The organism is Micromonospora alfalfae, assembly GCF_022230925.1.
Taxonomy (GTDB): domain Bacteria; phylum Actinomycetota; class Actinomycetes; order Mycobacteriales; family Micromonosporaceae; genus Micromonospora; species Micromonospora alfalfae.
In genome coordinates this window covers 22,491-45,742 of sequence record NZ_JAKKFH010000029.1, presented here as the reverse complement: position 1 = coordinate 45,742, position 23,252 = coordinate 22,491, and the positions used below count along the sequence as shown (strand labels likewise).

The 23,252-nt window shown below is 71.1% G+C and carries 20 protein-coding genes; 7 read left to right on the top strand and 13 right to left on the bottom strand.

Annotation, left to right across the window (positions count from 1 at the left end; genetic code table 11):
• Positions 1-9 precede the first annotated feature (9 nt).
• The 3 genes from pdxT (at position 10) to MED01_RS23865 (ending at position 2,417) form a co-directional block, all read left to right on the top strand.
• Positions 10-615, top strand: a complete 606-nt coding sequence (pdxT, locus tag MED01_RS23875) for a pyridoxal 5'-phosphate synthase glutaminase subunit PdxT (RefSeq protein WP_238670799.1) — start codon at positions 10-12, stop codon at positions 613-615.
• 283 nt (positions 616-898) lie between these two features.
• Complete coding sequence (locus MED01_RS23870) at positions 899-1,651, top strand: YebC/PmpR family DNA-binding transcriptional regulator (RefSeq protein ID WP_124771632.1); 753 nt, start codon at positions 899-901, stop codon at positions 1,649-1,651.
• A 151-nt stretch (positions 1,652-1,802) separates the two neighbouring features.
• Positions 1,803-2,417 carry a ribonuclease FAU-1 family protein gene (locus MED01_RS23865; RefSeq protein WP_238670798.1) on the top strand — a complete coding sequence of 205 codons (615 nt, stop codon included), beginning with the start codon at positions 1,803-1,805 and terminating at the stop codon, positions 2,415-2,417.
• 12 nt (positions 2,418-2,429) lie between these two features.
• Here MED01_RS23865 and MED01_RS23860 read toward each other — a convergent pair whose 3' ends face one another.
• The gene (locus MED01_RS23860; RefSeq protein WP_238670797.1) at positions 2,430-3,422 is read right to left on the bottom strand and encodes a helix-turn-helix domain-containing protein; all 993 of its coding nucleotides are present in this window, start codon (positions 3,420-3,422) and stop codon (positions 2,430-2,432) included.
• 252 nt (positions 3,423-3,674) lie between these two features.
• Here MED01_RS23860 and MED01_RS23855 point away from each other — a divergent pair, with 252 nt between their 5' ends.
• Positions 3,675-4,709, top strand: coding sequence for a peptidoglycan-binding protein (locus MED01_RS23855; RefSeq protein ID WP_238670796.1), 1,035 nt, complete (start codon positions 3,675-3,677; stop codon positions 4,707-4,709).
• Between the two features lie 65 nt (positions 4,710-4,774).
• On the opposite strand, the gene MED01_RS23850 is transcribed toward MED01_RS23855, so the two are convergent.
• The 8 genes from MED01_RS23850 to MED01_RS23815 form a co-directional block, all read right to left on the bottom strand.
• The gene (locus MED01_RS23850; protein WP_238670795.1) at positions 4,775-6,568 is read right to left on the bottom strand and encodes a carbohydrate binding domain-containing protein; all 1,794 of its coding nucleotides are present in this window, start codon (positions 6,566-6,568) and stop codon (positions 4,775-4,777) included.
• A 178-nt stretch (positions 6,569-6,746) separates the two neighbouring features.
• Complete coding sequence (locus tag MED01_RS23845; protein ID WP_238670794.1) at positions 6,747-7,808, bottom strand: ABC transporter permease; 1,062 nt, start codon at positions 7,806-7,808, stop codon at positions 6,747-6,749.
• Positions 7,805-8,698, bottom strand: coding sequence for an ABC transporter ATP-binding protein (locus tag MED01_RS23840; RefSeq protein ID WP_238670793.1), 894 nt, complete (start codon positions 8,696-8,698; stop codon positions 7,805-7,807). The genes MED01_RS23845 and MED01_RS23840 overlap by 4 nt, the downstream gene beginning before the upstream one ends.
• 79 nt (positions 8,699-8,777) lie before the next feature.
• On the bottom strand, positions 8,778-9,494 hold the full coding sequence (locus MED01_RS23835; RefSeq protein WP_238670792.1) for a response regulator: 717 nt from the start codon (positions 9,492-9,494) through the stop codon (positions 8,778-8,780).
• Positions 9,491-10,828, bottom strand: a complete 1,338-nt coding sequence (locus MED01_RS23830; protein ID WP_238670791.1) for a sensor histidine kinase — start codon at positions 10,826-10,828, stop codon at positions 9,491-9,493. The genes MED01_RS23835 and MED01_RS23830 overlap by 4 nt, the downstream gene beginning before the upstream one ends.
• A 127-nt stretch (positions 10,829-10,955) precedes the next feature.
• The gene (locus MED01_RS23825; RefSeq protein ID WP_238670790.1) at positions 10,956-11,903 is read right to left on the bottom strand and encodes a permease prefix domain 1-containing protein; all 948 of its coding nucleotides are present in this window, start codon (positions 11,901-11,903) and stop codon (positions 10,956-10,958) included.
• Positions 11,900-12,241, bottom strand: coding sequence for a PadR family transcriptional regulator (locus MED01_RS23820; RefSeq protein ID WP_091401756.1), 342 nt, complete (start codon positions 12,239-12,241; stop codon positions 11,900-11,902). Before MED01_RS23820 ends, MED01_RS23825 begins: the two co-directional genes overlap by 4 nt.
• Positions 12,242-12,371: 130 nt before the next feature.
• Positions 12,372-12,977, bottom strand: a complete 606-nt coding sequence (locus MED01_RS23815; protein ID WP_238670789.1) for a hypothetical protein — start codon at positions 12,975-12,977, stop codon at positions 12,372-12,374.
• Between the two features lie 133 nt (positions 12,978-13,110).
• Here MED01_RS23815 and MED01_RS23810 point away from each other — a divergent pair, with 133 nt between their 5' ends.
• Together MED01_RS23810 and MED01_RS23805 are read left to right on the top strand one after the other, a co-directional pair.
• On the top strand, positions 13,111-14,475 hold the full coding sequence (locus MED01_RS23810; protein ID WP_238670788.1) for a serine/threonine-protein kinase: 1,365 nt from the start codon (positions 13,111-13,113) through the stop codon (positions 14,473-14,475).
• A gap of 152 nt (positions 14,476-14,627) precedes the next feature.
• Positions 14,628-15,803: a low temperature requirement protein A gene (locus MED01_RS23805; RefSeq protein ID WP_238670787.1), complete on the top strand. Its 1,176-nt coding sequence runs from the start codon at positions 14,628-14,630 to the stop codon at positions 15,801-15,803.
• Here the strand turns inward: MED01_RS23805 and MED01_RS23800 are convergent, their stop codons facing one another.
• The 3 genes from MED01_RS23800 to MED01_RS23790 form a co-directional block, all read right to left on the bottom strand.
• Positions 15,804-16,355 carry a hypothetical protein gene (locus MED01_RS23800; protein WP_238670786.1) on the bottom strand — a complete coding sequence of 184 codons (552 nt, stop codon included), beginning with the start codon at positions 16,353-16,355 and terminating at the stop codon, positions 15,804-15,806.
• On the bottom strand, positions 16,352-16,891 hold the full coding sequence (locus MED01_RS23795; protein WP_238670785.1) for an RNA polymerase sigma factor: 540 nt from the start codon (positions 16,889-16,891) through the stop codon (positions 16,352-16,354). Before MED01_RS23795 ends, MED01_RS23800 begins: the two co-directional genes overlap by 4 nt.
• Positions 16,892-16,979: 88 nt before the next feature.
• Positions 16,980-17,600 (bottom strand): L-threonylcarbamoyladenylate synthase, encoded by a 621-nt coding sequence (locus MED01_RS23790; protein ID WP_238670784.1) that lies wholly within the window; start codon positions 17,598-17,600, stop codon positions 16,980-16,982.
• A gap of 148 nt (positions 17,601-17,748) precedes the next feature.
• On the opposite strand from MED01_RS23790, the gene dnaE reads away from it, so the two are divergent.
• Positions 17,749-21,279, top strand: coding sequence for a DNA polymerase III subunit alpha (gene dnaE / locus MED01_RS23785; RefSeq protein ID WP_238670783.1), 3,531 nt, complete (start codon positions 17,749-17,751; stop codon positions 21,277-21,279).
• A 44-nt stretch (positions 21,280-21,323) separates the two neighbouring features.
• On the opposite strand, the gene abc-f is transcribed toward dnaE, so the two are convergent.
• Complete coding sequence (abc-f, locus tag MED01_RS23780) at positions 21,324-22,961, bottom strand: ribosomal protection-like ABC-F family protein (RefSeq protein WP_238670782.1); 1,638 nt, start codon at positions 22,959-22,961, stop codon at positions 21,324-21,326.
• Positions 22,962-23,252: the final 291 nt, after the last annotated feature.

Genomic DNA, 23,252 nt, shown 5'->3' with positions numbered 1-23,252 from the left:
GGTGCGACAATGACGGCACCCGTGATCGGTGTGCTCGCGCTCCAGGGCGACGTTCGCGAGCACGTGGCGGCGCTGGCCGCGGCGGGCGCGGACGCCCGCCCGGTCCGCCGTCCGGCGGAGCTGGACGTGGTCGACGGCCTGGTCATCCCGGGCGGCGAGTCCACCACGATGAGCAAGCTCGCCGACATCTTCGAGATGCGCGAGCCGATCGACAAGCGGATCGCCGACGGCATGCCGGTCTACGGCTCCTGCGCCGGAATGATCATGTTGGCGACCGAGGTGCTCGACGGTCGACCCGATCAGCGGGGTTTCGCCGGCATCGACATGACCGTGCGGCGCAACGCCTTCGGCCGGCAGGTCGACTCGTTCGAGGCCCCGGTGACCGTCGTCGGGGTGCCGGGCGAGCCGTTCCACGCGGTGTTCATCCGCGCGCCGTGGGTCGAGCGGGTCGGTGCCGGCGTCGAGGTCATCGGGGTGGTGTCCGACGGTCCGGCCGCCGACCGGATCGTGGCGGTGCGACAGGGCAACCTGGTGGCCACCTCGTTCCACCCGGAGCTCACCGGCGACGTGCGGGTCCACGCGTACTTCGTGGACCTGGTCCGCGCCGTGTGCTGAACGGCGGCCGACCGCGCCGGGCTGTCCATGATGCTCGCCGCGGTGGTGGCTTCGTCCGGGGATTTTTGTCCCGTCTGCCCTGGTCCGTCGGGGCCGGGCGGTAGTGCCGTGCGCGGTGCATGACAGGGACCGGGGGGACGTCGGTAGGATTGCGGAGATTCGGCAGGGCCATCTGCCCGCCACTGCTTCCACCAGAGCTGACCGGCACCTCCGCGTGCGCCGGCGGGAGCAGGGCGTGAGCGGTGCGGTCGATGCAGACGGCGGGTAGCAACGGAGGTAGAAGATGTCCGGCCACTCAAAGTGGGCGACGACCAAGCACAAGAAGGCCGTCATCGACGCCAAGCGCGGCAAGATGTTCGCCAAGCTGATCAAGAACGTCGAGGTGGCCGCGCGGACCGGCGGCGGTGACCCCTCCGGTAACCCGACGCTCTTCGACGCCATCCAGAAGGCGAAGAAGAGTTCGGTGCCGAACGACAACATCGATCGCGCCGTCAAGCGCGGCTCCGGCCTGGAGGCCGGCGGCGCCGACTGGCAGACGATCATGTATGAGGGGTACGGCCCGAGCGGCGTCGCCATGCTCATCGAGTGCCTCACCGACAACCGCAACCGCGCGGCGACCGAGGTACGGACCGCGCTGACCCGCAACGGTGGCTCGCTCGCCGACGCCGGCTCGGTGTCGTACATGTTCTCCCGCAAGGGCGTGGTGATCGTCCCCAAGGAGGGCACCAGCGAGGACGACGTGATGCTGGCCGTCCTGGACGCCGGCGCCGAAGAGGTCAACGACATCGGCGAGGCGTACGAGGTGGTCTCCGAGCCGACCGACCTGATCCCGGTGCGCACGGCGTTGCAGGACGCCGGCATCGAGTACGAGTCGGCCGAGTCCTCCCTGATCCCCAGCGTCAACGTGCCGCTGGACGAAGAGGGCGCCCGCAAGATCTTCAAACTGATCGACGTCCTTGAGGACTGTGACGACGTCCAGAACGTCTACGCCAACTTCGACGTCAGCGACGACGTGATGGCGGCGGTCGACGCCTGACCCCGCACCGCCCCCGCCCCGCCTCACCCCGCCGCGATCTTGCACTTTCTGACCCGACAGACCGGCTCATCGCGGGGCATATCCTCAACAGAAAGTGCAAGATCGCGGCCGGGGGGCGGGGCTGTGGCGGCGAGTGAGGAGGGGGTGCGGGGTGGAGCGGTTTGCGGCTGGGGACACTGTGGTGCGGCGTGAGGTGTTGCGGGGTGAGGTCTGGTTCGGCTGCCCGACGATCTGCGTCGAGGATTCGCCCGACCTGCTCGCCCTCTACCTCCCACCGGGGGCCGAGTTCGGCTTCCCGGACACTGGCGTCTTCCCCTGCGGGCGGCACCCGTGGGAGGTCAACGGGCACCGCTCCTGGTCCGGGCACGGCAAGCTGATGCTGCAACGCCCCGGTGAGGCGCACTCGATCGACGTGTTCTGGACCGGGCCGGGGCGCGACTTCGCCGGCTGGTACTTCAACCTCCAGGACCCGGTGCGGCGTACCCCGATCGGTGTGGACACCCTGGACCACGAGCTGGACCTGTGGTGGGCCGCGGACGCCGACCGGTACGTCTGGAAGGACGTGGAGATGTTCGCCCAGCGCCTCGTCGAGGGGCGCTACCCGGGCATGGCGGACGCCATCCAGGCCGAGGGTGACCGGATCGCCGCCCTGCTCGATGGCGGTGAGCGCTGGTGGGACCCGTCGTGGGCCACCTGGCAGCCCGACCCTGACTGGACGGCGCCCCCGCTGCCCGCCGGCTGGGATCAGGTGCCACCCGCCCGCTGAGCGGCGCCGACGTCAGTTCCCGGGCAGCGCGTTGACCAGGAACACCTGATCCAGGCCGCCGGTGCACGGCTCGACCAGCGCCGCGTCCGCCCCGTCGCTGTCGTCGTCGCGCAGGCCGACGCACAACTCGCTACGGTCGGGCCGGATGCGGTACGAGTCGGGCGTCGCGCCGGTCGGTTCGAAGTGGAACACCTGCTTCGGCCTGTTCGCGCTGCAGTCCTTCTCGTCCCAGGGTTCGAGCAGGTTCCGGCCGGGGTCCTCGTCGCGGATGGTGAGGCAACCCTTCCCGAGCACCGGGTGGACCCACTGGATGAAGAACATTCCGTCGGCCACCGGTTCCAGCGAGGTGTCCGGTGGGGTGGCCTCTGTGCAGGGCCGCTGGACCGCTATCTCCTTGGTGTACTGGCCGGTGCGATCGCGGCCCTCGGTGAGGCAGAGGTGCGGGCTGCGGACGGGGCGGATCTGACTGGGCCCCCCGCTCGGCAATCGGGCACCGTTTCCCGCCGACGCGGTCGGATCGGTGGTGTGCGCGGCCTTTCCCTGCTCGTCGTCGCGTCGCTCGATCCAGAAGCCCACGCCGAGCGTGGCCAGCAGGGCGACGACGAGCAGCGCCAGCGGCGCGGGCCGCGCGAACCAGCGTGGGCGGGCCGGGCCGGAGTGCTCCGGGGCCACTGTCGTGACCGCGTCGAGCGGTGGTGGGTCCGTTGCCGGGGGCGGCGGGGCCAACTGACCTGCCGTGAGGCGGTGCCGGGCGGCCAGCCACGTCTCGACCTGATCTCCCGCGCCGCACGCCCGCACGAACGCGGCCACCACCTCCGGGCGCGGCAGTGTGGATCGGCGCAGGATGTCCGCAGCGGTGCTGCGGGCCAGCACGTCGCCTGTCGACGCGGCACGCTGCTCCAGTTGCCGGTAGGTGAGCCCCGACCGGTCCTTGAGCTGGCGCAGCATCTCGACGAATTCGGCCGGGTCGGACGCGTCGTCCGGGCGTAGCTCCCCCGTGGTCATCGCCCGATTGTCCAAACACTGTGGGCGCGGAGGCAAGTCGGGTCCCGACGACTGTCCGACATGGTCGGACAGGATCCGGACATGCTGCCCTGAGCTGCCCGGACAGCCCAGCGCGGCGCGCCGGGCATTGTCCTGGCCGACCGGGTTACCTAGCGTCTTTCTCGATGGCCGCGCCGCTGACCGGTGTACGGCCGACGTGCTCGCGCCGGTACGGGTTCGGGCTCGACCACACGAACGACACGGGGAGATTCGATGGATGACGCTGTCCGGGATCCGGTGCCGCAGGCGGCCACGGCGGGGGAGTACGTGGCGTTGCTCAGGGAGGTGCGGCGGCGTTCCGGTCTGACCTACCGGGAGCTCGCCCGACGGGCCTCGGCGGCCGGACACTGGCTGCCGCCGAGCACCCTCGCGACGATGCTGGGGCGGACGACGCTGCCCCGGGAACGCACAGTGGTAGCGCTGCTGGCCGCCTGCGGCACCCCGGCGGTCCAGGTCGACAGGTGGCTGGCGACACGGCGGGACCTCGAGGCTCGTCTCGGCGAGCGCTATCGAGGGGAGAGTGACGCGGAACGGACCCCCGCCGGCCCCTCCACCACCGCCGCTGCGGACATCCGCCCGAGCGTCGGCTCGGTTCCGCCGCGACCCGAGGCGCCCTGGCCGGCCCGCCGCTGGCTTCGGCTGGCGCTGCTGGCACTGCTCGGCGTCCTGACGGTCGGGGCGACAGTGACGCTGCGACCTCTCGTCCCCGCCGCGATGGACGGCTCCCCGGCCGCTGGCTGCCCGGAGGTGCTGCGCCAGGGCATGTACGGCCCCTGCGTGCTGAACCTCCAGCAGCACCTGGTGGCCGGCGGACTCACAGTGCCGGTCGACGGCTGGTTCGGCCCGGACACCACCAGCCGGGTGATGGTGTTCCAGGCGTTTGGCGGCCTGCCGGTCAGTGGCACAGCGGACGAGCGGTTGTTCGACGAGTTGGCGGGTGATCGCAAGGTTCCCGCGAGCTGGTCGGAGGACCGGATCGGCAAACATCTGCGGCGGACGTTCCCGGAGGACCCGGCCGGTGCGGTGCAGTTGGCGCGCTGCCTGTCCGGCTTGGACCCGTACCGGGTGGAGGTCGTCGAGGACGGATCGCGGCGCTGGGGGTTGTTCCAGTTCAGCGACACGGAGGTGTCCCGGTTCGGCGTCGACCGTCAGACGTCGCTGGACGTTGCGTGGAACATCAGGACGGCTCGGGAGGTCTGGTCTCGTACCGGCGACTTCGGCCACTGGAGCTGCGCGGCGTTGCGGTGACGCGTGACGCTCCCCGCCCGGTCCACGGACCGGACGGGGAGCCCCCCGTTATCCCGACTGACGATTCACTGTCGCAGGCGGTTGGCGAAGACGTACGCGCCAACGGAACGGCCGGTGGCGAGCCCGGCGTCCGCGTCGAACCGATAGTGCACGCCGAGGTAGATCCGGCTCAGGGCGTTCTCCTCGGCGGCATCGTCGAAGCCGGTCATGTGCCGCACCACGCCCACGGCGTGCGGATCGTCAGTGGTGGCGTCGAAGGCGATCGCATCGGTGCCGAAGAACCTCTTCATCACGGCGGACCAGGCCCCCGCGAAGGTGGCGTGCCCGGAGATGTAGGCCGGGAAGGGCGGTGTGTACGGCACCCCCTCGCGGGTCTTCGACAGCGGCTGCCAGCCGGGGCCCTCCGTCGCCTCGATCGCCGTCACCGGGCGCCACAGGTCGATGGGCGTCTGGTACTTGGCGTCCCAGGCGGCGATGGCGGCGTCGGCGAGGGCGAGGGCCACCAGCCCGAAGAGCCGGGCGTTGGCCAGGATGCCGAGCTGACGCTGCTCCGACACGATCCGGGTGTGCGAGAAGAGTTGACCCGGTGGCTTGTACGTGCCGCCCAGGTCGTTGGCCCAGAAGAACGCGATCTGCGTCTGCTCGGGGGTCCGCAGCGTCGACGTCTGACCGCCGTAGTCGCGGATCTCCTGCACCTGGGTGCGGTACTCCTGCTTGCTGAGCAGGTCGGCGTACCCGGTGGCGCCGGCTGGCAGGCCGGGCCGGAACTGCCGGCCAGAGGTGAGCGCGAACGGGGTGACCAGTCCCCAGTTCGGGCCGACCGCAGCCTTGCCGTTTGTCGGCCGCCACGCGCCGGGCACGTTCTCCTGCACCGGATAGGCCGCGTTGTTGTCGAAGCCGTCGTTGGCGCGGGCCCGGAGGTTGGCGGCGGCCGCCGCCGCACCGACGGTGTCACCACGGGCGACCTCGGCGGCGTTCACCCCGGACGGCCGGAGCGCGACAGCGGTGGCGAGGGCCTGTGCGTAGGACTGGCCCTGACCGCCGTACAGGGCGGTCAGCACGTCGTACGCGGCGCGGTCGATGGCCGCGTGCAGTGACGGCGCGACGACGTTGTCCATGGTGCCCGGGTAGCTGACCGGCACTCGTACCCGGTAGGGGTTGCCGACCCCGGTGACCGAGACGGCGGCGTCGTGCATCGACGCGTGCAGGATGGCGGCTTCGCGGGACGAGGAGGTGGGTGGCAGGTCCAGCGCCTTGTAGGTGGCCAGCAGGACACCGTTCCAGTACAGGATCGGGTCGGTGGCCGGGTTCACCGCCAGCGGGGTGAGCGACACGTTGTCCAACCGGACCGTCGTGGCGGCCTGGCCACCGAAGTGGAACAGCAGCACCGCCTTCGGGTCGCCGAACGGGGACACGAAGTCGAAGGTGTACCGGCTCATCGAGGACGTCAGCGTGACGCTCTGGTCGACGGCGGAGGTGAAGGGCGTGTCCGCCCGGGAGACCGAGACGCGCAGGGAACGGTTGACGTCGGCCGCGGCGTCGAACTGCAACCGGTACGGCTGCGCTGCCGTCACCCCGAACTCGAAGTGACCGACGAGGTCCTCCCAGACGGGCTTGCCCACTGTGGCGCTGGTGCGGACGCGCAGTTGCCCGGCGTTGACAGTGGTGCTGGTCGAGGCGAGCCGGGTCCACCAGGGCTGGGTGCTGCCGTTGTCGAACGTGCCGTTGAGGATGAGGTCGCCCGGGGCGGCGGTGGCCGGTGCGGGGCGGACGAGGGCGGTGAGGGTGCCGGCGAGGGCGACAGCGAGCACGGCGCTGAGCAGACGGCGGATTTGCCGTGCGTTGATCGGTGGGGACATCGAGAGCCTTTCCGGTCCGGAAAACCGGCGACGACCAGGTCGTTGCCGTGAGGATCGGCTCAACGTAGGAGTGTTCGCGCTGTTCAGGGCCACCGAACAGCGCCCGGAACAGTGCCGTACGGCAGCGGGCGCCGGCATCCGGTCAGGACACCGACGCCCGTGCGGGCGGACCGCTGGCTCAGCCGATGGTCTCCCGCTCCCGCCAGGCGGTACGCAGCGAGGTCCGGCCGTTGGTGCGCAGGAGCGACCCCTCGTACACCCGGGCCCCGGCGAGGAGGAACGCGCCGGCGGCGAGCACCAGGAGGACCAGTGAGACGATCGGCTCCCAGCCGGCCGCGTCGCCGGTGAAGAGCCGCAGCGGCATGGCCGTGGGCGACGAGAACGGCAGGTAGGACAGCACCCGCATCGCTGTGGCGTTGTCGTTCAGAAAGATCACCGCGAAGAACGGCAGCATGACGGCGAGCTGCACCGGCGTCGACACCGCGGCGATGTCCTCCTGCCTGTTGGCCAGCGCGCCGGCCGCGGCCCACATGGCGGCGAGCAGCACGAACCCGATCAGGAAGAACGGCACGAACCAGCCGATCGCCGGGGCGAGCAGGCTGAGCAGACCTCCGCTGTCGCCGATCTGCAGCCCGAGCACCGCCACCAGCGCGATCAGGGCGATCTGCGCGAACGCCAGGATGGCCCCGGCCACCACCTTCCCGGCCAGCAGGGCCCGGACCGGCACGGCGGCGACCAGGATCTCCACGATCCGGGTCTGCTTCTCCTCGATGACGCTCTGCGCGATCTGCACACCGAACGTCTGCGAGGTGATGAAGAAGACGAACGCGAAGACGAACGGCACCAGGAACGCCACCACCGGGTCGACCGCGTCCGGGTCGAGCAGGCGGACGGTCGGCTGGGTGCTCAGGGCCCTCACCACGTCGTCGGGGGCGTCGTCCATGGCCAGGACGGCCGGTCCGGTGACCACCGCGGCGTCCGCGTCGTCGTCGCGGACGGCCTGTTCGGCGGCCCGGTCATCGGAGACGACCCGGACTTCCAGCCCGGCGGCGCGCAGCGGCGCGGCCAGGCTCTCGGTCACCGCCACTGTGGACGGTCCGCCGGCGAACAGCGGCGGCAGGATGGTGCCGGCCGCGGCGATCAACAGGAAGAACAGCGTGCCGAACAGGAAGGTGCGGTCGCGGAGCTTGACGCGGATCTCGCGTTCGGCGACCAGCCGGGTGGCCTGGGTGACGTTCACTGGGTGACCTCTCGGAAGATCTCGGTGAGCGAGGGGCTGACCGGGCGGAAGGCGCGGACCGGGCCGCGCGCGAGGGCGGCCCGCAGCACTGGCTGTTCGTCGGTGCCGGCCGGCAGGTCGAAGACCACCCGCGCGCCGTCCAACTCGACCACTGTCACCCCGGGGTGGTCGCGTACCCAGCCGGCGTCGTGTTCCACCACCAGCTCGAAGCGGGGCACCGTGTACGAGTCGCGCAGTTGCTGCCGGCTGCCGGCGGCCCGGATCACCCCGTCCCCGATGATCACCAGGTCGTCGCAGAGGCGTTCCACGACGTCGAGCTGGTGACTGGAGAACAGCACCGGCGCGCCGGCCGAAGCCCGTTCCCGCAGCACTGCCACGACGGTCTCCACGGCCAGCGGGTCGAGGCCGGAGAACGGCTCGTCGAGCACCAGCACCTCGGGGTCGTGCACCAGCGCGGCGGCGATCTGGGCGCGCTGCTGGTTGCCCAACGACAGCGTCTCCAGCAGGTCGTCGCCGCGCTCGCCGAGCCCGACCCGGTCCAGCAGCGCGTCGGTGGACCGTCGTGCCGCGGCGGCGTCCAGCCCGTGCAGCCGGCCCAGGTAGGCCACCTGCTCGCGGGTGGTCATCTTGGGGTAGAGGCCCCGCTCCTCAGGCATGTAGCCGAAACGCCGACGGTCCTGCCGGGTCAGCGTGGCGCCACCCCAGCTCACCTCGCCGGCGTCGGGGGCGAGCACACCCAGGATGATCCGCATGGTGGTGGTCTTGCCGGCGCCGTTGGCGCCCACGAAACCGGTCATCCGGCCGGCGGACACTTCGAAGGACACGTTCCTGAGCACCTGACGGTCGCCGAAGCTGCGGTCGACGCCGTCGAGGCGAAGCGTTCTGGTCACGCACTCACGCTAGATCGATGACGCCGCCGCGCCGTCCGCCCGGCGGGTGAGCGGGCGGTCCACCTCGCGGCGGACGCCATCACCCGCCGGGGCGGACCACACCGTTCTCGTAGGCGAACACCACGGCCTGCACCCGGTCGCGCAGGCCGAGCTTGGCCAGCACCCGACTCACGTGCGTCTTCACAGTCGCCTCGCCCAGGTGGATGGCGGAGGCGATCTCCGCGTTGCTCGACCCGGCGGCGAGCAGCATCAGCACCTCCCGTTCGCGTGGGGTCAGCTCGGCCAGCGCGGCCTCGGCGGCCGGACCCCGGTGGGCGGTTCCCGACGGGTCGCCGGGTCGGGCGAAGGAGGAGATGACCCGGCGGGTGATTTCCGGGGCCAGCAGGCCGTCGCCCCTGGCCAGCACCCTGATCGCCTCGATCAGCTCCTCCGGCGTGCCGTTCTTGAGCAGGAAGCCGCTGGCCCCGGCCCGTAGCGCGGCGAACAGGTAGTCGTCGCGGTCGAAGGTGGTGAGGATCAGCACCGCGGGCGCCCCGGGGCCGTCGGCGACGATCTGCCGGGTGGCCTCCAGGCCGTCCATCCCGGGCATCTCCACATCCATGAGTACGACGTCGGGGCGGGTGGCTCGGGTCATGGTGACGGCCCGTTCGCCGTCGGCGGCCTCACCGACCACCTCGATGTCGTCCTCCACCTCCAGGATGACCCGGAAGCCGGTACGGACGAGGTGCTGGTCGTCGGCGAGCAGCACCCGGACCGCCGGACCGGCGCCGGGTGCCTGCTGGGCTGCCGCGCTCATGCCGACGGCTCCGCGACGGCTGCCGCCTGCTGTCTGTCGCTCGGCTCCCGCTGTGGGCCCACCGGTCGGTCCGCCGACGCCGCCAGGGGAAAGCGGGCACGTACCCGCCAGCCGCCGCCGGCCCGTGGCCCGGCCTCCAGGTCGCCGTCGTGGGCGGTGACCCGTTCGCGCATGCCGATCAGGCCCAATCCGACGGTGTCGCCCCGCCCGCCGCCCCGCCCGTCGTCGGTCACGTCGACCTCCACCTCCCGGGCCAGGTACCGGACCCGCACGTCGAGCAGGGCCGCCTCGGCGTGCTTCAGGGTGTTGGTCACCGCCTCCTGCGTCACCCGGTAGGCCGTCTGGGACACCGATTCGGGCAACGCGACAGGGTCGCCGTACACCCCGAGGGTGGCCGTCAGCCCGGCGGCCCGAGCCCGCTCGATGAGCTCGTCGATCCGTTCGACGCCGCCGGCCGGCGGCGTCGCGGCGTCGGTGCCGGCGGAGGTCCGCAGCACGCCGAGCATCCGACGCAGCTCGTCGACGGCGGTGCGGGCGCTCTGCTCGATGGCGGTCAGCGCCGTGCGGGCCTTACCCGGGTCGCGGTCGAACACCCGGCGGCAGGCGGATGCCTGCACGCCCATCACCGAAACGTGGTGGGCGACCACGTCGTGCAGCTCGCGGGCGATCCGGACCCGTTCGCCGAGCACCGCCCGTTCCCGGGCCTCGGCCTGCGACCGGCGCAGGTCCTCGGCCTGCGCGCGCAGCTCGTGCTCGCGGCGCGCGGCCACCCACGCGGTCTCGCCGAAGAAGTACGCGAAACCGAAGACCAGCACGTTGAGCAGCACGCCATTGACCATCGCGGCGAGCACCGGCGGCACCGGTCCGACCGCGTCGGCGAAGGAATCCGCCGGAATGTGGTCGATCATCACCGCGTAGTAGATCCCGAGCCAGGCGAACATCGTGGCGATCACGCCGATCCGCAGCCGGCGGGACAGTTGGCGGTCCTGCCCCCAGGCGCCGACGGTGTAGAGGGCGCAGAACAGGGCCCAGGAGGAGAACTGGCTCTCCGGGGCCGAGCGCGCCTGCGCGGCGATGAACGCCACCGCGACGACCAGCACGGTCGCGGTCGGCCAGCGTCGTCGCCAGATCAGCGGGAGGGTCACCGCGACGGTCCAGAACAGCTGCTCCGGCCCGGACGGCGGTGGGCCCAGCAGGAACGCGCCGGTGCTGCGGGCCAGGGTGAGGCTCACCAGCGCCAGCGCGGTCACCCCGAGGCCGATCCAGAGGTCGTTGCGGCGCTGCTCCGGCGTCGGACCCGGGCGACGCCATTCGTCACGCTGTGCCACGGTCATCCAGGAACGATGCCACGCCGCCCAGCACTGTCGCTCGTCGGGAGGCGCTACGTGACCGGGCCCGGCGGCCGGGCGACGGCCCGGCGCGAGGTTCGCGCCGGACCGTCGGGTGGGGTGTCGCTTCAGCTCACGCCGTCCGACGGCGGGTCTTGGTGCTGGTGTCGATCAGGTCCCAGACCAGGATCACGGCCGTGCCCACCGCGATGGCGGCCCCGAGGGTGTTCCGGTTGTCACCGTCCGCCAGCCAGCTCAGTCGGTCGCCCAGGGCCGGGTTGAGCAGCCGGTCGGAGAGCGCCAGCCAGGTCAGCGGCAGCGAGAACGCCAGGCTGAGCAGGGCCTTCACCCCGAACAACCGCCAGCTCCAGTGCCCGATCCGGTACTTGACGATCTCGAACACCGCGGTGGCCAGCAGTACCACCATCAGCGCCGGCAGCCAGAACGACCACAGCGCCGGATCGAGGATCGGGATGTTCCTACCGTCGGTCTCGTGCACCCACGACTGGTAGTGCTGGAAGGGCAGGTACCCGATGGTCAGCACCAGCATGGCCACCGACGCGATGGTGTCGGCGAGGGAGACGCCTCGGTGTGCGGGGACGTCGGGCAGTTGGTCGACTGTCCATTCGGGCAGGCCGGCCGTGGTCTGGGACCGGTCGATGAGGGCGAAGGTCAGGGTTAGCCAGAAGGCGATCTGCACGGCCACCTGCATGGCAACGACAATGGCTGGCCCGATGGCTCCGAAGCCCTTGCCGTCTGCCACGTCGACGATCGCGACGATCGTGCCGACGAGCGCCGGGATGAAGCTGAGCAGCAGTTTCAGCAGCCGCAGCCAGACCAGGTAGTAGGTGGGGCCGATGAGCTGCAGCCGGCGGTCGGCGTACCGGGCGGCCAGCAGATCCGGGTTGCCCAGCTCGGTGAGGACCTCCCGCTCGGCGGCGGTGGCGTCCTGGCCGCCGCCGGTCCGGTCCTCGACCATGTCCTCGATCGAGGCGCGTAGCTCGCTGGCGATCTCGTCGCGGCGCTGGGTGGGCACCGAGCGCAGGGTGGCGGCGAGGTAGCGGTCGGTCAGGGTGTTCATCGGTCCACTCCTTGGATCAGCCCGGTGATGGAGGTCTGCACGGCGGCGAGGTCGTCGAGGAGCCGGTTCAGCATCGACTCGCCCTCGTCGCTGGTCCGGTAGAACTTGCGGGGTCGGCTCTCTTCGGTGTTCCACTCGCTGGTCAGCAGCCCCTGGTCCTCCAGGCGGCGCAGCAGCGGGTAGAGGGTGTTGGCGTCGACCGGGAAGCCGTGGTCGCTGAGCCGTTGCAGCAGTGCGTAGCCGTAGTCCGGTCGGCGTAGCGCGACCAGGCTGGCCACCACGACGGTGCCTCGACGCAACTCCTGCAGGTGCGTCCGTAGAACGTCCTCGCTAACCATGCGTCACACCATACTGTGTGGCACACAGTGTTGTCCATCCCGACATCATCGTGTCTGCCCACCCTCCGTTCGGGTCGACACGAGCTGCGGGGCGCCCGGTGGACACCGGACGCCCCGCACCTGGGCCAGATCAGCAGGACGCGCCCTGCCGGAAGTTCCGCTCGACGAAGCTGGCCAGCCCGACCTGGAAGTAGCCCACCCCCGGCCGGATCGGGTGCCCGGTGAACAGCTCCACCCGCGACCCGACCCGGACCAGGTACGCCTCGGCGTCCCCCGCGTCGTTGCGGATCAGCGAACCCCGCCGGCCGTAGATCGCCTCCAGCTCGTCGAAGGACATGCCGACAGTGGCGCCGGCGGGGGACTGCGGCGGCGCGGTGGCCGTACCGACCTCCACCAGCCGACCGTCGCGGAAGGCCAGGATGAGCACGCCGGCCCAGGAACCGGTCGCGCCGGCGTGCACCACCCCGCCGCAGCTCGGCGCGGTCCAGTCGATGTGCCCGTCAGCGGTGAGCACGGCCAGGCTGGCACCCATCCGGTACGCCCCGGCGCCGCCGACGCCGAGCACCTGCGGGTGACTGTGCCCGGCGAGCGTGGCGGCGGCCATCGGGGCACGCGCCGAGGCTGGCGCGCCGCCACCGAGCACCGGGGCTGCCCAGGCCGGACCGGCGTCGACCAGCGGGACGAGTGTGCCGAGCGCCAGCGCGGCGGTGGTGAGAAGGATCGTGGGTCGGTTCATGGTGCGCTCCTTCGGTGATGGGTCTCTGCCCTGTTAGTCACCGCGCCCGGCCCAACGGTTCGTCGGCTTTCCGACCGGCCCGGTCTACTGTTCAGAGAGACGCCGACCGCCCGTGCTGGCCGGGGGTGACGCGGTGACGGCTCCGCAACGGATCGGGCCCTACGCCATCGAGCGGCTGCTGGGCGTCGGATCGTTCGCGACCGTCTGGCTGGGCTACGACCCGATGCTCGACGGACACGTGGCAATCAAGGTGCTGGCCGAGAACTGGAGCCACGACCTCCGCGTCCGGGAACGCTTCCGCGACGAGGCCCGTCTGCTGCGCCGGCTGGAGCACGAGCGGTTGGTCCGGGTGCATGCCGTCGGTGAATTGCCCGACGGGCGGCCGTACGCCGTGCTGGCCTGGGCGGACGGCGGCAGCCTGCGCGACCGGCTGGCTCTTGGTGAGATCTCCGTGCCGGCGGCGTTGCGCCTGCTCGGTGAGGTCTGCGCGGGCGTGAGCGTGCTGCACCGGCACGGCGTCGTGCACCGCGACCTCACCCCCGGCAACATTCTGTTCCATTCCACCGGGGTGGCCTCCGGCGCCGAGCGGGTGCTCATCGCCGACCTCGGTCTCGCCAAGGCGCTCGCCGCCGCCTCCGGCCTCACCGCCCGGGCCGGTACCCCCGGCTACATGGCACCGGAGCAGGACGACCCGGGCGCGGTGATCGACACGCGCGCTGACGTGTACGGGCTCGGTCGGCTCGGGATCCGGCTGCTCGCCGCCGAGCCCGGGTCCGACCCGCCCAGATCGGTCGGCGCCCTGCGACTGCGCGACGGCGTGCCGGCGCGGGTGGCCGCGGTGCTCGTCCGGGCCACCGCCCACCGGCCGGCCGGCCGCTATCCGGACGCCGCCGCGCTGCACGCCGCGCTCGACCGGGCCACCGCCGTACGGCAGCCGCCGTCATCCGCTCCGGTGGCCCGTCACCCGTACCGGATGCTGTTGGCCGGGGCGGCCGTCGCGGCCGTCGCGGTGGTGGGCCCCGAGCCGGGCCACACCGGGGCCGAACGGGACACGTACACCGCCGGACCGCTCACCGTGACGTTGCCGGACGGCTGGTCGGCCACCGGGGCGACCTGGGCCGGTCAGTACGACGCCGACGGCGAAGCGGAACCGGCGCTGGTGATGTCGCCGCAACCCCGCCGCTGGGCCGCCGACCCCGGGGTGCCCGGCGCGTTCGTCGGCGTCTCGGCCAGCACGGCGGCGCGCACCACGCCTGCCGGGTTCCTGGCCGAGCGCACACACGGGGACTGCGCGTCCGCGCCGGCGCGCACCACCCGCCGGGCGGGCGTCGAGTGGACGGTTGTGGCGTACCGCTGCGACCGGGGCCGGCCGCGGATCGTCGAGTCGGCGGGGCGGCATCCGGGCCACGGCGCTCTGGTGTACGTGCAGGTCGTGCCACCGGTGGACGGCGGGCCCGACTTCGTGGACGCATTGCTCGACGGCGTGCGGGTGCGGTAGCGGGGCCGCCGTGGTGCGGACGAACGTGCCCGGTGCCGGGCCCTCGGATGGAAGGCTGGCAGCGTGGCGCAGAAGTGTTGTCGGGCTGCGGTCCGCGCTGCCTACGCGGGCGGGCGGTCCGTCGTCAGCGGCGACGGATCGAGCGGGCACCGATGACGGACGGTGCGCGTCGACAGCTGACCCGTACGGCGACCGGACCGCAGCGCGCGGACCTGCTGGAGCTGTTCTTCGATCTCGCCTTCATCGCCAGCCTGACCCTGACGTCGCAGTCGATGGCGGCCGAGCAGACCTGGACCGGCATCGCCCAGGCTCTGCTCGCACTGTCGACACTGTGGGCGGTCTGGGTGACCACCACGTTGATCACCGACACGTACAGCCCACGAAAGCGACCGATTCCCCAGCTGATCCTCGGCATCATGTTCGGCATCATGCTGATGTCCGCCGCGCTGCCGACGGCGTTCCACGAGCACGGACTGATCTTCGGTGGCACCTGGGCCGCGATAAACCTGGGCCGAGGGCTGGTGCTCATCCGATCCCTGCGTGGTCGGCAGGGGCAGGAACGCTCCCTTCGCGCCCTGGTCTGGAACCTCGGGTCAGGGACCCTGTGGGTGGTCGGCGGCCTGGTGGCCGACCCCGAGTGGCGCCTCGCCGTGTGGCTCGTCGCGCTGGGTGTGGACTACGTCGCGTTCGGGTTCCGTTTCCCCATCCCCGGTCGGGCGCCCCTGCCGCAGTACCGGGTCGCGCCGGAGCACCTCGCCGAGCGGTACCAACAGATCTACATCCTCACCCTGGGTGAACTCGTCCTGGTCAGCGTCCTCAGCCTGAGCCACCAGCCCTTCACCCCCGATCGGATCGCCGCCTTCGCCACCGCGTTCCTGACAGCGGCGGTGCTCTGGTGGAGCTACGCCCAGGGAGCGGGCGCGACGCTCCGCGCCGCCATCGAGGCATCACCCCACCGGACTCGGCTGGTGCAGACCAACCCGTACGCCCACTGGTTGATGGTGGCCGGAGTGGTGGGAACGGCCGCCGGCGTGGAACGGATCATCGCCCAGCCGTGGGAGCGGCCCGCCGCACCCATGGCCGCGCTCGTCCTGGGTGGCGCGGGGCTCTTCCTCATCGGTCGGGCGGTCCTGGAACACGAGGTGTACGGGCGGGTGCCGCTGTCGCACGTCGTCGGTGTCGGCGCGACGATCGCCCTGGCGCCGCTCTCGGTGCACCTGCCCGGGCTGGCTCTGGGCGTCGCCGCCGCTCTGGTGCTGCTGGGGGTCGCGGCCGTCGAGTTCCTCCGGGCGCGGCACCGTCCCGCCCCGTCGCCGGCGATGCTCTGACTAGCGGACCACCACCGTGATCGTGTGTTCCCGAGCCTCCTTCGGGATCCTGACGTCGACGGTGCCGGGGCGGACGAACCGGATGTCCACCACGCCGGCCTCGTAGTGCTGCGAGACCAGCTCCGGGCGGTCGACGGTGACCAGGCCGGGGCCGATGCCCTGGATCCGCAGCACCGCGCCGGTGGCGAAACAGAGCGACCGCAGCAGCTCAAGCTCGGTCTCGGCCAGCGGCAGGTCGTAGCGCACGGCGCCCTGGCAGCTCGTGGTCGGCGCCGTCGACGTGGTGGCCGGGCGGTGCGGCGTACCCCGGGCAGTGGTCGGTGCGGGCGGTGCCGCGATCGGACGTCCGCTGGTCGGCGGCGGTCGGGACGGCGATGCGGTGGGCGCCGGGATCGCCGAGGGGGTCGGCGACGGTCGGGACTCCACTGGTGGCTGTACGGGCAGCGGCGCTACCGGGTCGGCGCCGCAGGCCGCTACCGACACGGCGGACACGAGGACGACGCCACCGGCGAGGAGCCGGCGGATCGAGCGGCCTCGCGCGGCGGGGCTCATCCCGTGCCGAGTCGTTGTCGCACCTGCCGCCGGGCCAGGTGCAGCCGGGACTTCACAGTGCCCACCGGCACGTCGAGTAGCGCCGCGATCTCGGGGTAGCTCAGCCCGAGGACGTCGCGCAGGGCGATCACCTCGGCGAGGTCGGGGCGGACCGCGTCGAAGGCGTCGAGCAGGTCGAGGCGGGTGCCGGCGACCACGCTGGTCCGTCGGGGGTCGGCCTGGTCGGGCACCGGTACGCCGCCGGCCTCCAACCGGCAGCGGCGGCGCAGCGTGCGGTACGTGGAGCGGGCCCGGTTGGCGGCCAGCCGGTGCAGCCAGGTGCGGAACGAGGAGCGCCCCTCGAAGCGGGTGATTCCGTTGGCCAGCGCCAGCAGGGTGTCCTGGCAGGCCTCCTCGGCGTCCTCCCGGTTGGGCAGGAACCGTGCGCACAGCCGCAACACCTCCGGGCGTACCGCGACCAGCAGGGCGGTCAGCGCGGCCGGGTCACCGTGCGCGGCGGACCGGGCCAGGGCGTCGATGTCGTCCGCGTCGGGCATGCCGGATGTCCAATGCTCGCCGGTGCCGATCCCTGAGCGTACGACCGGTGTGGCCGCCGCGCCCCGGTACGGTCCGGCACCCGACGCGTCACTCGAAGCGGGACACGTCCCCGGCGCCCCGGCGCAGGATCTCCGGCTCGGGCCCCGACAGGTCGATCACGGTCGTCGGCTCCTTACCGCAGTCACCGGCGTCGAGCACCGCGTCGAGCTGGTGGTCGAGCCGTTCCTTGATCTCCCAGCCCTGGGTCATCGGCTCCTCGTCGCCGGGCAGGACCAGGGTGCTGGACACCAGTGGCTCGGCCAGCTCGGCCAGCAGCGCCTGGGTGACGGTGTGCCGGGGCACCCGCACGCCGACGGTCCGCTTCTTCGGGTGCAGCATCCGGCGGGGCACCTCACGGGTGGCCGGCAGGATGAACGTGTAGCTGCCCGGGGTGGACGCCTTCACCAGCCGGAAGACCGAGTTGCTGATCTGGACGAACTGGCCGAGCTGCGCGAAGTCCCGGCAGACCAGCGTGAAGTGGTGCCGGTCGTCGAGGTGGCGGATCTGGCGGATCCGGTCCAGCCCGTCCTGGTTGCCCAGTTGGATGCCGAGCGCGTAGCAGGAGTCCGTCGGGTAGGCGACCAGCCCACCACCGCGGATCAGGTCGGCGACCTGCCCGATGATCCGGGGCTGCGGGTTCTCCGGGTGTACGTCGTAGTACCTCGCCATGCCGCTGAGCCTAGGCGCACGCGGGGAGGATCAGGAGACGAGGGCCACGACCGTCGGCGCGGACGGTGGAGCCGCCGAGATCACCTCGGTAGGGTAGGTCCCGGTCGGCTCCGACCAACAAGATCCACACCGCCGGGGGGCGCCAGGCATGGCCGATTCGTTCGCGCATCTGCACGTGCACACGGAATACTCGATGCTCGACGGAGCGGCCCGCCTCAAGGACCTGTTCGCCGAGGCCAACCGGCTCGGCATGTCCGCCGTGGCGATCACCGACCACGGCAACATGCACGGCGCGAACGACTTCTACAACCAGGCGATGGCCGCCGGGATCACCCCGATCCTGGGCGTCGAGGCGTACGTGGCGCCGGAGTCGCGCTACCACAAGGCGCGGGTGAAGTGGGGTCGCCCGGAGCAGAAGAGCGACGACATCTCCGGTAACGGCGCGATCACCCACAAGACCATGTGGGCGAAGAACGCGCAGGGCCTGAAGAACCTGTTCACCCTCAACTCGCGCGCCTCCATGGAGGGGCACTACGTCAAGTGGCCCCGGATGGACATGGAGCTGATCGCCGAGCACGCCGAGGGGATCATGGCGACCACCGGCTGCCCGTCCGGCGCGGTCCAGACCCGGCTGCGGCTGGGCCAGTTCGACGAGGCACTCAAGGTCGCCGCCAGCTACCAGGACATCTTCGGCAAGGACAACTACTTCCTGGAGATCATGGATCACGGCCTCTCCATCGAGAGCCGGGTCCGCGAGGGGCTGACCGAGATCGCCCGCAAACTGGACATCCCGCCGGTGGTCACCAACGACTCGCACTACACCCACGAGGCGCAGGCCACCGCCCACGACGTGCTGCTCTGCGTGCAGACCGGCAGCAACATCGACGACCCGAACCGGTTCCGGTTCGAGGGCGGCGGCTACTTCATCAAGAGCGCCGACCAGATGCGCGCTGTGGACTCGTCCGAGCTGTGGCAGGAGGGCTGCCGCAACACACTGCTGGTCGCCGAGAAGGTCGACCCGAAGGGCATGTTCGAGTTCCACAACCTGATGCCGCGCTTCCCGGTGCCCGAGGGGGAGACCGAGGAGTCCTGGTTCCGCAAGGAGACCTTCGCCGGCCTGGCCCGCCGCTATCCGAACGGCATCCCCGAGGGGCACGTCGTCCAGGCCGAGTACGAGCTGGGCGTCATCAACCAGATGGGCTTCCCGTCCTACTTCCTGGTGGTCGCCGACTTCATCCAGTGGGCGAAGAACCAGGGCATCGCTGTGGGTCCGGGCCGTGGTTCGGCCGCCGGGTCGCTCGTCGCGTACGCGTTGGGCATCACCGACCTGGACCCGATCCAGCACGGCCTTATCTTCGAGCGGTTCCTCAACCCCGAGCGGGTCTCGATGCCGGATGTCGACATCGACTTCGACGAGCGTCGACGCGGTGAGGTGATCAAGTACGTCACCGACAAGTGGGGCGAGGACAAGGTCGCCCAGATCGCCACCTTCGGCACGATCAAGGCGAAGGCCGCGATCAAGGACTCCGCCCGGGTCCTCGGCTTCCCGTACGCGGTCGGCGACCGGATCACCAAGGCCATGCCACCGGCGGTGATGGGCAAGGACATCCCGCTCACCGGCATCTTCGACAACAAGCACCCCCGCTACGCCGAGGCGGGCGAGATCCGCGGCCTGTACGACTCCGACCCGGACGTCCGCAAGGTGATCGACACGGCCAAGGGCATCGAGGGGCTGATCCGCCAGACCGGTGTGCACGCCGCCGGCGTCATCATGTCCGCCGAGCCGATCATCGAGCACATCCCGCTGATGCGCCGCGACGCCGACGGCGCGATCATCACGCAGTTCGACTACCCGACCTGCGAGTCGCTCGGGCTGCTGAAGATGGACTTCCTCGGCCTGCGCAACCTGACGATCATCGACGACGCGGTCAAGAACATCGAGCTGAACCACGGCCGGAAGCTCGACCTGCTGGGCCTGCCGCTGGACGACAAGGCCGCGTACGAGCTGCTGGCCCGCGGTGACACCCTGGGCGTGTTCCAGCTCGACGGTGGGCCGATGCGGTCGCTGCTGCGGTTGATGAAGCCGGACAACTTCGAGGACATCTCGGCCGTCCTGGCCCTGTACCGGCCCGGCCCGATGGGCGTCGACTCGCACACCAACTATGCGCTGCGCAAGAACAAGCTCCAGGAGATCACGCCGATCCACCCGGAGCTGGAGGAGCCGCTGCGGGAGATCCTGGAGCCCACCCACGGCCTGATCGTCTACCAGGAGCAGGTGCAGCGCGCCGCGCAGATCCTCGCCGGCTACACCCTCGGTCAGGCGGACCTGCTGCGCCGGGCCATGGGTAAGAAGAAGAAGGAGATCCTCGACAAGGAGTTCATCCCGTTCCGGGACGGCTGCCGTGAGCGCGGCTACTCCGACGAGGCGATCCAGGCGGTGTGGGACGTCCTGGTGCCGTTCGCCGGCTACGCCTTCAACAAGGCGCACTCCGCCGCGTACGGCCTGGTCTCCTACTGGACCGCGTACCTGAAGGCGCACTACCCGGCCGAGTACATGGCCGGGCTGCTGACCAGCGTCGGCGACGACAAGGACAAGATGGCGCTCTACCTGGCCGAGTGCCGCCGGATGCGCATCCAGGTGCTGCCGCCGGACGTGAACACCTCGGCCGGGCCGTTCACCCCGGTCGGCAAGGACATCCGCTTCGGCCTCGCCGCCGTCCGCAACGTCGGGGCGAACGTGGTCGCCTCGATCATGCGCTGCCGGGAGGAGGAGGGCGAGTACGCCGACTTCTACGACTTCCTGTCCAAGGTGGACGCTGTCGTCTGCAACAAGAAGACAATCGAATCGCTGATCAAGGCGGGTGCTTTCGACTCCCTCGACCACCCCCGCAAGGGCCTGCTCGCGGTGCACGCCGACGCCATCGACGCGTACGCGGATGTCAAGCGCAAGGAGGCCGTCGGCCAGTACGACCTGTTCGGCGCCGGCTTCGGTGACGCCGACACCGGCAGCACCACAGTGATGCCGACCATCGGCGACAGCGAGTGGGACAAGCGCGACAAGCTGGCCTTCGAGCGGGAGATGCTCGGCCTGTACGTCTCCGACCACCCGCTGTTCGGTCTGGAGCACATCCTCAACGCGGCGGCCGACACCACGATCGCCTCCCTGGCCGAGGAGGGCGGGGTGCCCGACGGGGCGGTCATCACCCTCGCCGGCATCCTCTCCGGAGTGCAGCGTCGGGTCACCAAGCAGGGCCGTGCCTGGGCGTCGGCCACCCTGGAGGACCTGGCCGGTGGGGTGGAGACGCTGTTCTTCCCCAACACCTACGAGGTGATCGGGCAGTACATCGCCGAGGACGCCATCGTGGTGGTCAAGGGGCGGGTGGACCGCCGCGACGACACCCCACGGATCATGGCGATGGACATGTCGATGCCGGACGTCAGCACCAGCGCCACGAACAAGCCGGTCACCCTCACCATCCCTGTGCACCGCTGCACACCACCGCTGGTGGAGAAACTCAAGGAAACCCTCGTGCTGCACCCCGGTGACACCGAGGTGCACGTCAAACTCCAGAACGGCGGGCGCACCACCACCCTGCGGCTGGGTCCGTTCCGGGTGGCGGCCACGACCGCGCTGATGGGTGACCTGAAGAGCGTCCTCGGCCCGGCCAACGTGAGCTGAGACCGCATCGGTCCGGCCGGCCTGCGCCGGCCGGACCGCCGGGCTCAGACCCGCTCGGGGGCGCTGATCTCGCGCAGCTTGCCGTCAGCCAACCGCAACCAACGCTGCACGCCGATCTCGGCGAGGAACCGTTCGTCGTGGCTGACCACCACGAACGCCCCCTGGTACGCCGACAGCGCGCTCTCCAACTGACCCACGCTGACCAGGTCCAGGTTGTTCGTCGGCTCGTCGAGCAGCAGCAGTTGCGGCGCCGGCTCGGCGCAGAGCACACAGGCGAGGGTGGCGCGCAGCCGTTCACCGCCGGAGAGCACCCCGACCGGCAGGTTCACCCGGGCACCCCGGAACAGGAACCGGGCGAGCAGGTTCATCCGCTTGGCGTCCGGCAGGCTCGGCGCGTACGCGGCGAAGTTCTCCGCCACAGTGCGGTCGAGGTCCAGCAGGTCCAGCCGCTGCGACAGGTACGCGATCCGCCCGTCGCCGCGCTTCAGCTCACCGCCGGACGGTTGCAGGTCACCGTTGACCAGGCGCAGCAGCGTCGACTTGCCGACGCCGTTAGCCCCGGTCAGGGCGATCCGCTCCGGCCCCCGGATCACCAGGTCGGCGCCGTCGCCGCCGAACAGCTCCCGGTCGTCGAAGTGGGCCCGCATGCCCTGGCCGGAGAAGACGGTGCGCCCGCCCGGGACTGTGGTGTCGGGCAGGTCCACGACGATGCGGTCCTCGTCGCGTACCGCCCGGCCGGCCTCGTCGAGTCGGGCCTTGGCCTGACCGAGCCGGGACGAGTGCGTCTCCTGCGCCTTGCCCGCCGACTCCTGCGCGCTGCGCTTGAGCCCACCGGCGACGATCCGGGCCAGGCCGGCGTTCTTCAGATTCTTGGAGGCGTTGCTGGCTCGCCGGTCGGCCCGTTCCCGAGCCTGCTGCATCTCCCGCTTCTCCCGTTTGACCTCCTGCTCGGCGTTGCGCAGGTTGCTCTCGGCCACCTCCCGCGCCGCGTGCACCGCCTCGGTGTACGCGGTGAAGTTGCCCCCGTACCAGCGGATCTCGCCCTGGTCCAGCTCGGCGATGCGGTCCATCCGGTCCAGCAGTTCCCGGTCGTGGCTGACCAGCAGCAGGCACCCGGACCACTCGCTGAGGACGTCGTAGAGCTTGTGCCGGGCCTCCAGGTCCAGGTTGTTCGTCGGCTCGTCGAGCAGCAGCACGTCCGGGCGGCGCAGCAGTTGCGCCGCCAGGCCGAGGGAGACCACCTGGCCGCCGCTGAGGGTGTGCAGCCGGCGGTCGAGCGACAGCTCACCCAGGCCGAGCCGGTCCAGCTCCGAGCGGGTGCGCTCCTCGATGTCCCAGTCATCGCCGATGGTGGCGAAGTGTTCCTCGCTGGCGTCGCCGGCCTCGATGGCGTGCAGCGCCGCGATCCGCTCGGCGACGCCCAGCACCTGCGCCACGCTCAGGTCGCCGACCAGCGGCAGCGTCTGCGGGAGGTAACCGAGCACACCGTCGACGGTGACGCTGCCGCCGCTGGGCCGCAGCTCCCCGGCGATCAGCCGCAGCAGTGTGCTCTTGCCGGCGCCGTTGGGCGCGACAAGGCCGGTGCGCCCGCCCGGGACGGTGAAGGACAGCTCCGAGAAGACCGGGGTGTCGTCCGGCCAGGAGAAGGACAGGTTCGAGCAGACAATGAAGGCATCAGACATGCGAGTGACCTCAAAAGGGTGGGGTGGGCGCGCCTCAGCCGCCCGACGACAACGGGAACCGGTGGAACGACGGCATGGCCTCGGCGGCTGCGCCTACGCGCGCCGAACCGATGGCCGAACACGTCCGGTCTCACCCGGAGATGTCGTCGTCACCCGCCATGTCTGGTCTCCCTGGTCGTACCGCTAACCCAACGCGCCAAGTCTAACAACGGATCTTCACCCCGCCACCGAGTTCGCCCCATCCCCGTCGATCTTGCACTTGCTGTCGGAGAAATGTCGCTGTTACCCCCA

Bases quoted from the DNA above. Each gene is read 5' to 3' on its own strand.
- MED01_RS23820 (WP_091401756.1), bottom strand. From the start codon at position 12,241: ATGGTTAGCGAGGACGTTCTACGGACGCACCTGCAGGAGTTGCGTCGA.
- MED01_RS23800 (WP_238670786.1), bottom strand. From the start codon at position 16,355: ATGAGCCCCGCCGCGCGAGGCCGCTCGATCCGCCGGCTCCTCGCCGGT.
- MED01_RS23870 (WP_124771632.1), top strand. From the start codon at position 899: ATGTCCGGCCACTCAAAGTGGGCGACGACCAAGCACAAGAAGGCCGTC.
- abc-f (WP_238670782.1), bottom strand. From the start codon at position 22,961: ATGTCTGATGCCTTCATTGTCTGCTCGAACCTGTCCTTCTCCTGGCCG.
- pdxT (WP_238670799.1), top strand. From the start codon at position 10: ATGACGGCACCCGTGATCGGTGTGCTCGCGCTCCAGGGCGACGTTCGC.
- MED01_RS23830 (WP_238670791.1), bottom strand. From the start codon at position 10,828: ATGACCGTGGCACAGCGTGACGAATGGCGTCGCCCGGGTCCGACGCCG.
- MED01_RS23805 (WP_238670787.1), top strand. From the start codon at position 14,628: ATGACGGACGGTGCGCGTCGACAGCTGACCCGTACGGCGACCGGACCG.
- MED01_RS23815 (WP_238670789.1), bottom strand. From the start codon at position 12,977: ATGAACCGACCCACGATCCTTCTCACCACCGCCGCGCTGGCGCTCGGC.
- MED01_RS23795 (WP_238670785.1), bottom strand. From the start codon at position 16,891: ATGCCCGACGCGGACGACATCGACGCCCTGGCCCGGTCCGCCGCGCAC.
- MED01_RS23790 (WP_238670784.1), bottom strand. From the start codon at position 17,600: ATGGCGAGGTACTACGACGTACACCCGGAGAACCCGCAGCCCCGGATC.
- dnaE (WP_238670783.1), top strand. From the start codon at position 17,749: ATGGCCGATTCGTTCGCGCATCTGCACGTGCACACGGAATACTCGATG.
- MED01_RS23855 (WP_238670796.1), top strand. From the start codon at position 3,675: ATGGATGACGCTGTCCGGGATCCGGTGCCGCAGGCGGCCACGGCGGGG.
- MED01_RS23860 (WP_238670797.1), bottom strand. From the start codon at position 3,422: ATGACCACGGGGGAGCTACGCCCGGACGACGCGTCCGACCCGGCCGAA.
- MED01_RS23825 (WP_238670790.1), bottom strand. From the start codon at position 11,903: ATGAACACCCTGACCGACCGCTACCTCGCCGCCACCCTGCGCTCGGTG.
- MED01_RS23835 (WP_238670792.1), bottom strand. From the start codon at position 9,494: ATGAGCGCGGCAGCCCAGCAGGCACCCGGCGCCGGTCCGGCGGTCCGG.
- MED01_RS23850 (WP_238670795.1), bottom strand. From the start codon at position 6,568: ATGTCCCCACCGATCAACGCACGGCAAATCCGCCGTCTGCTCAGCGCC.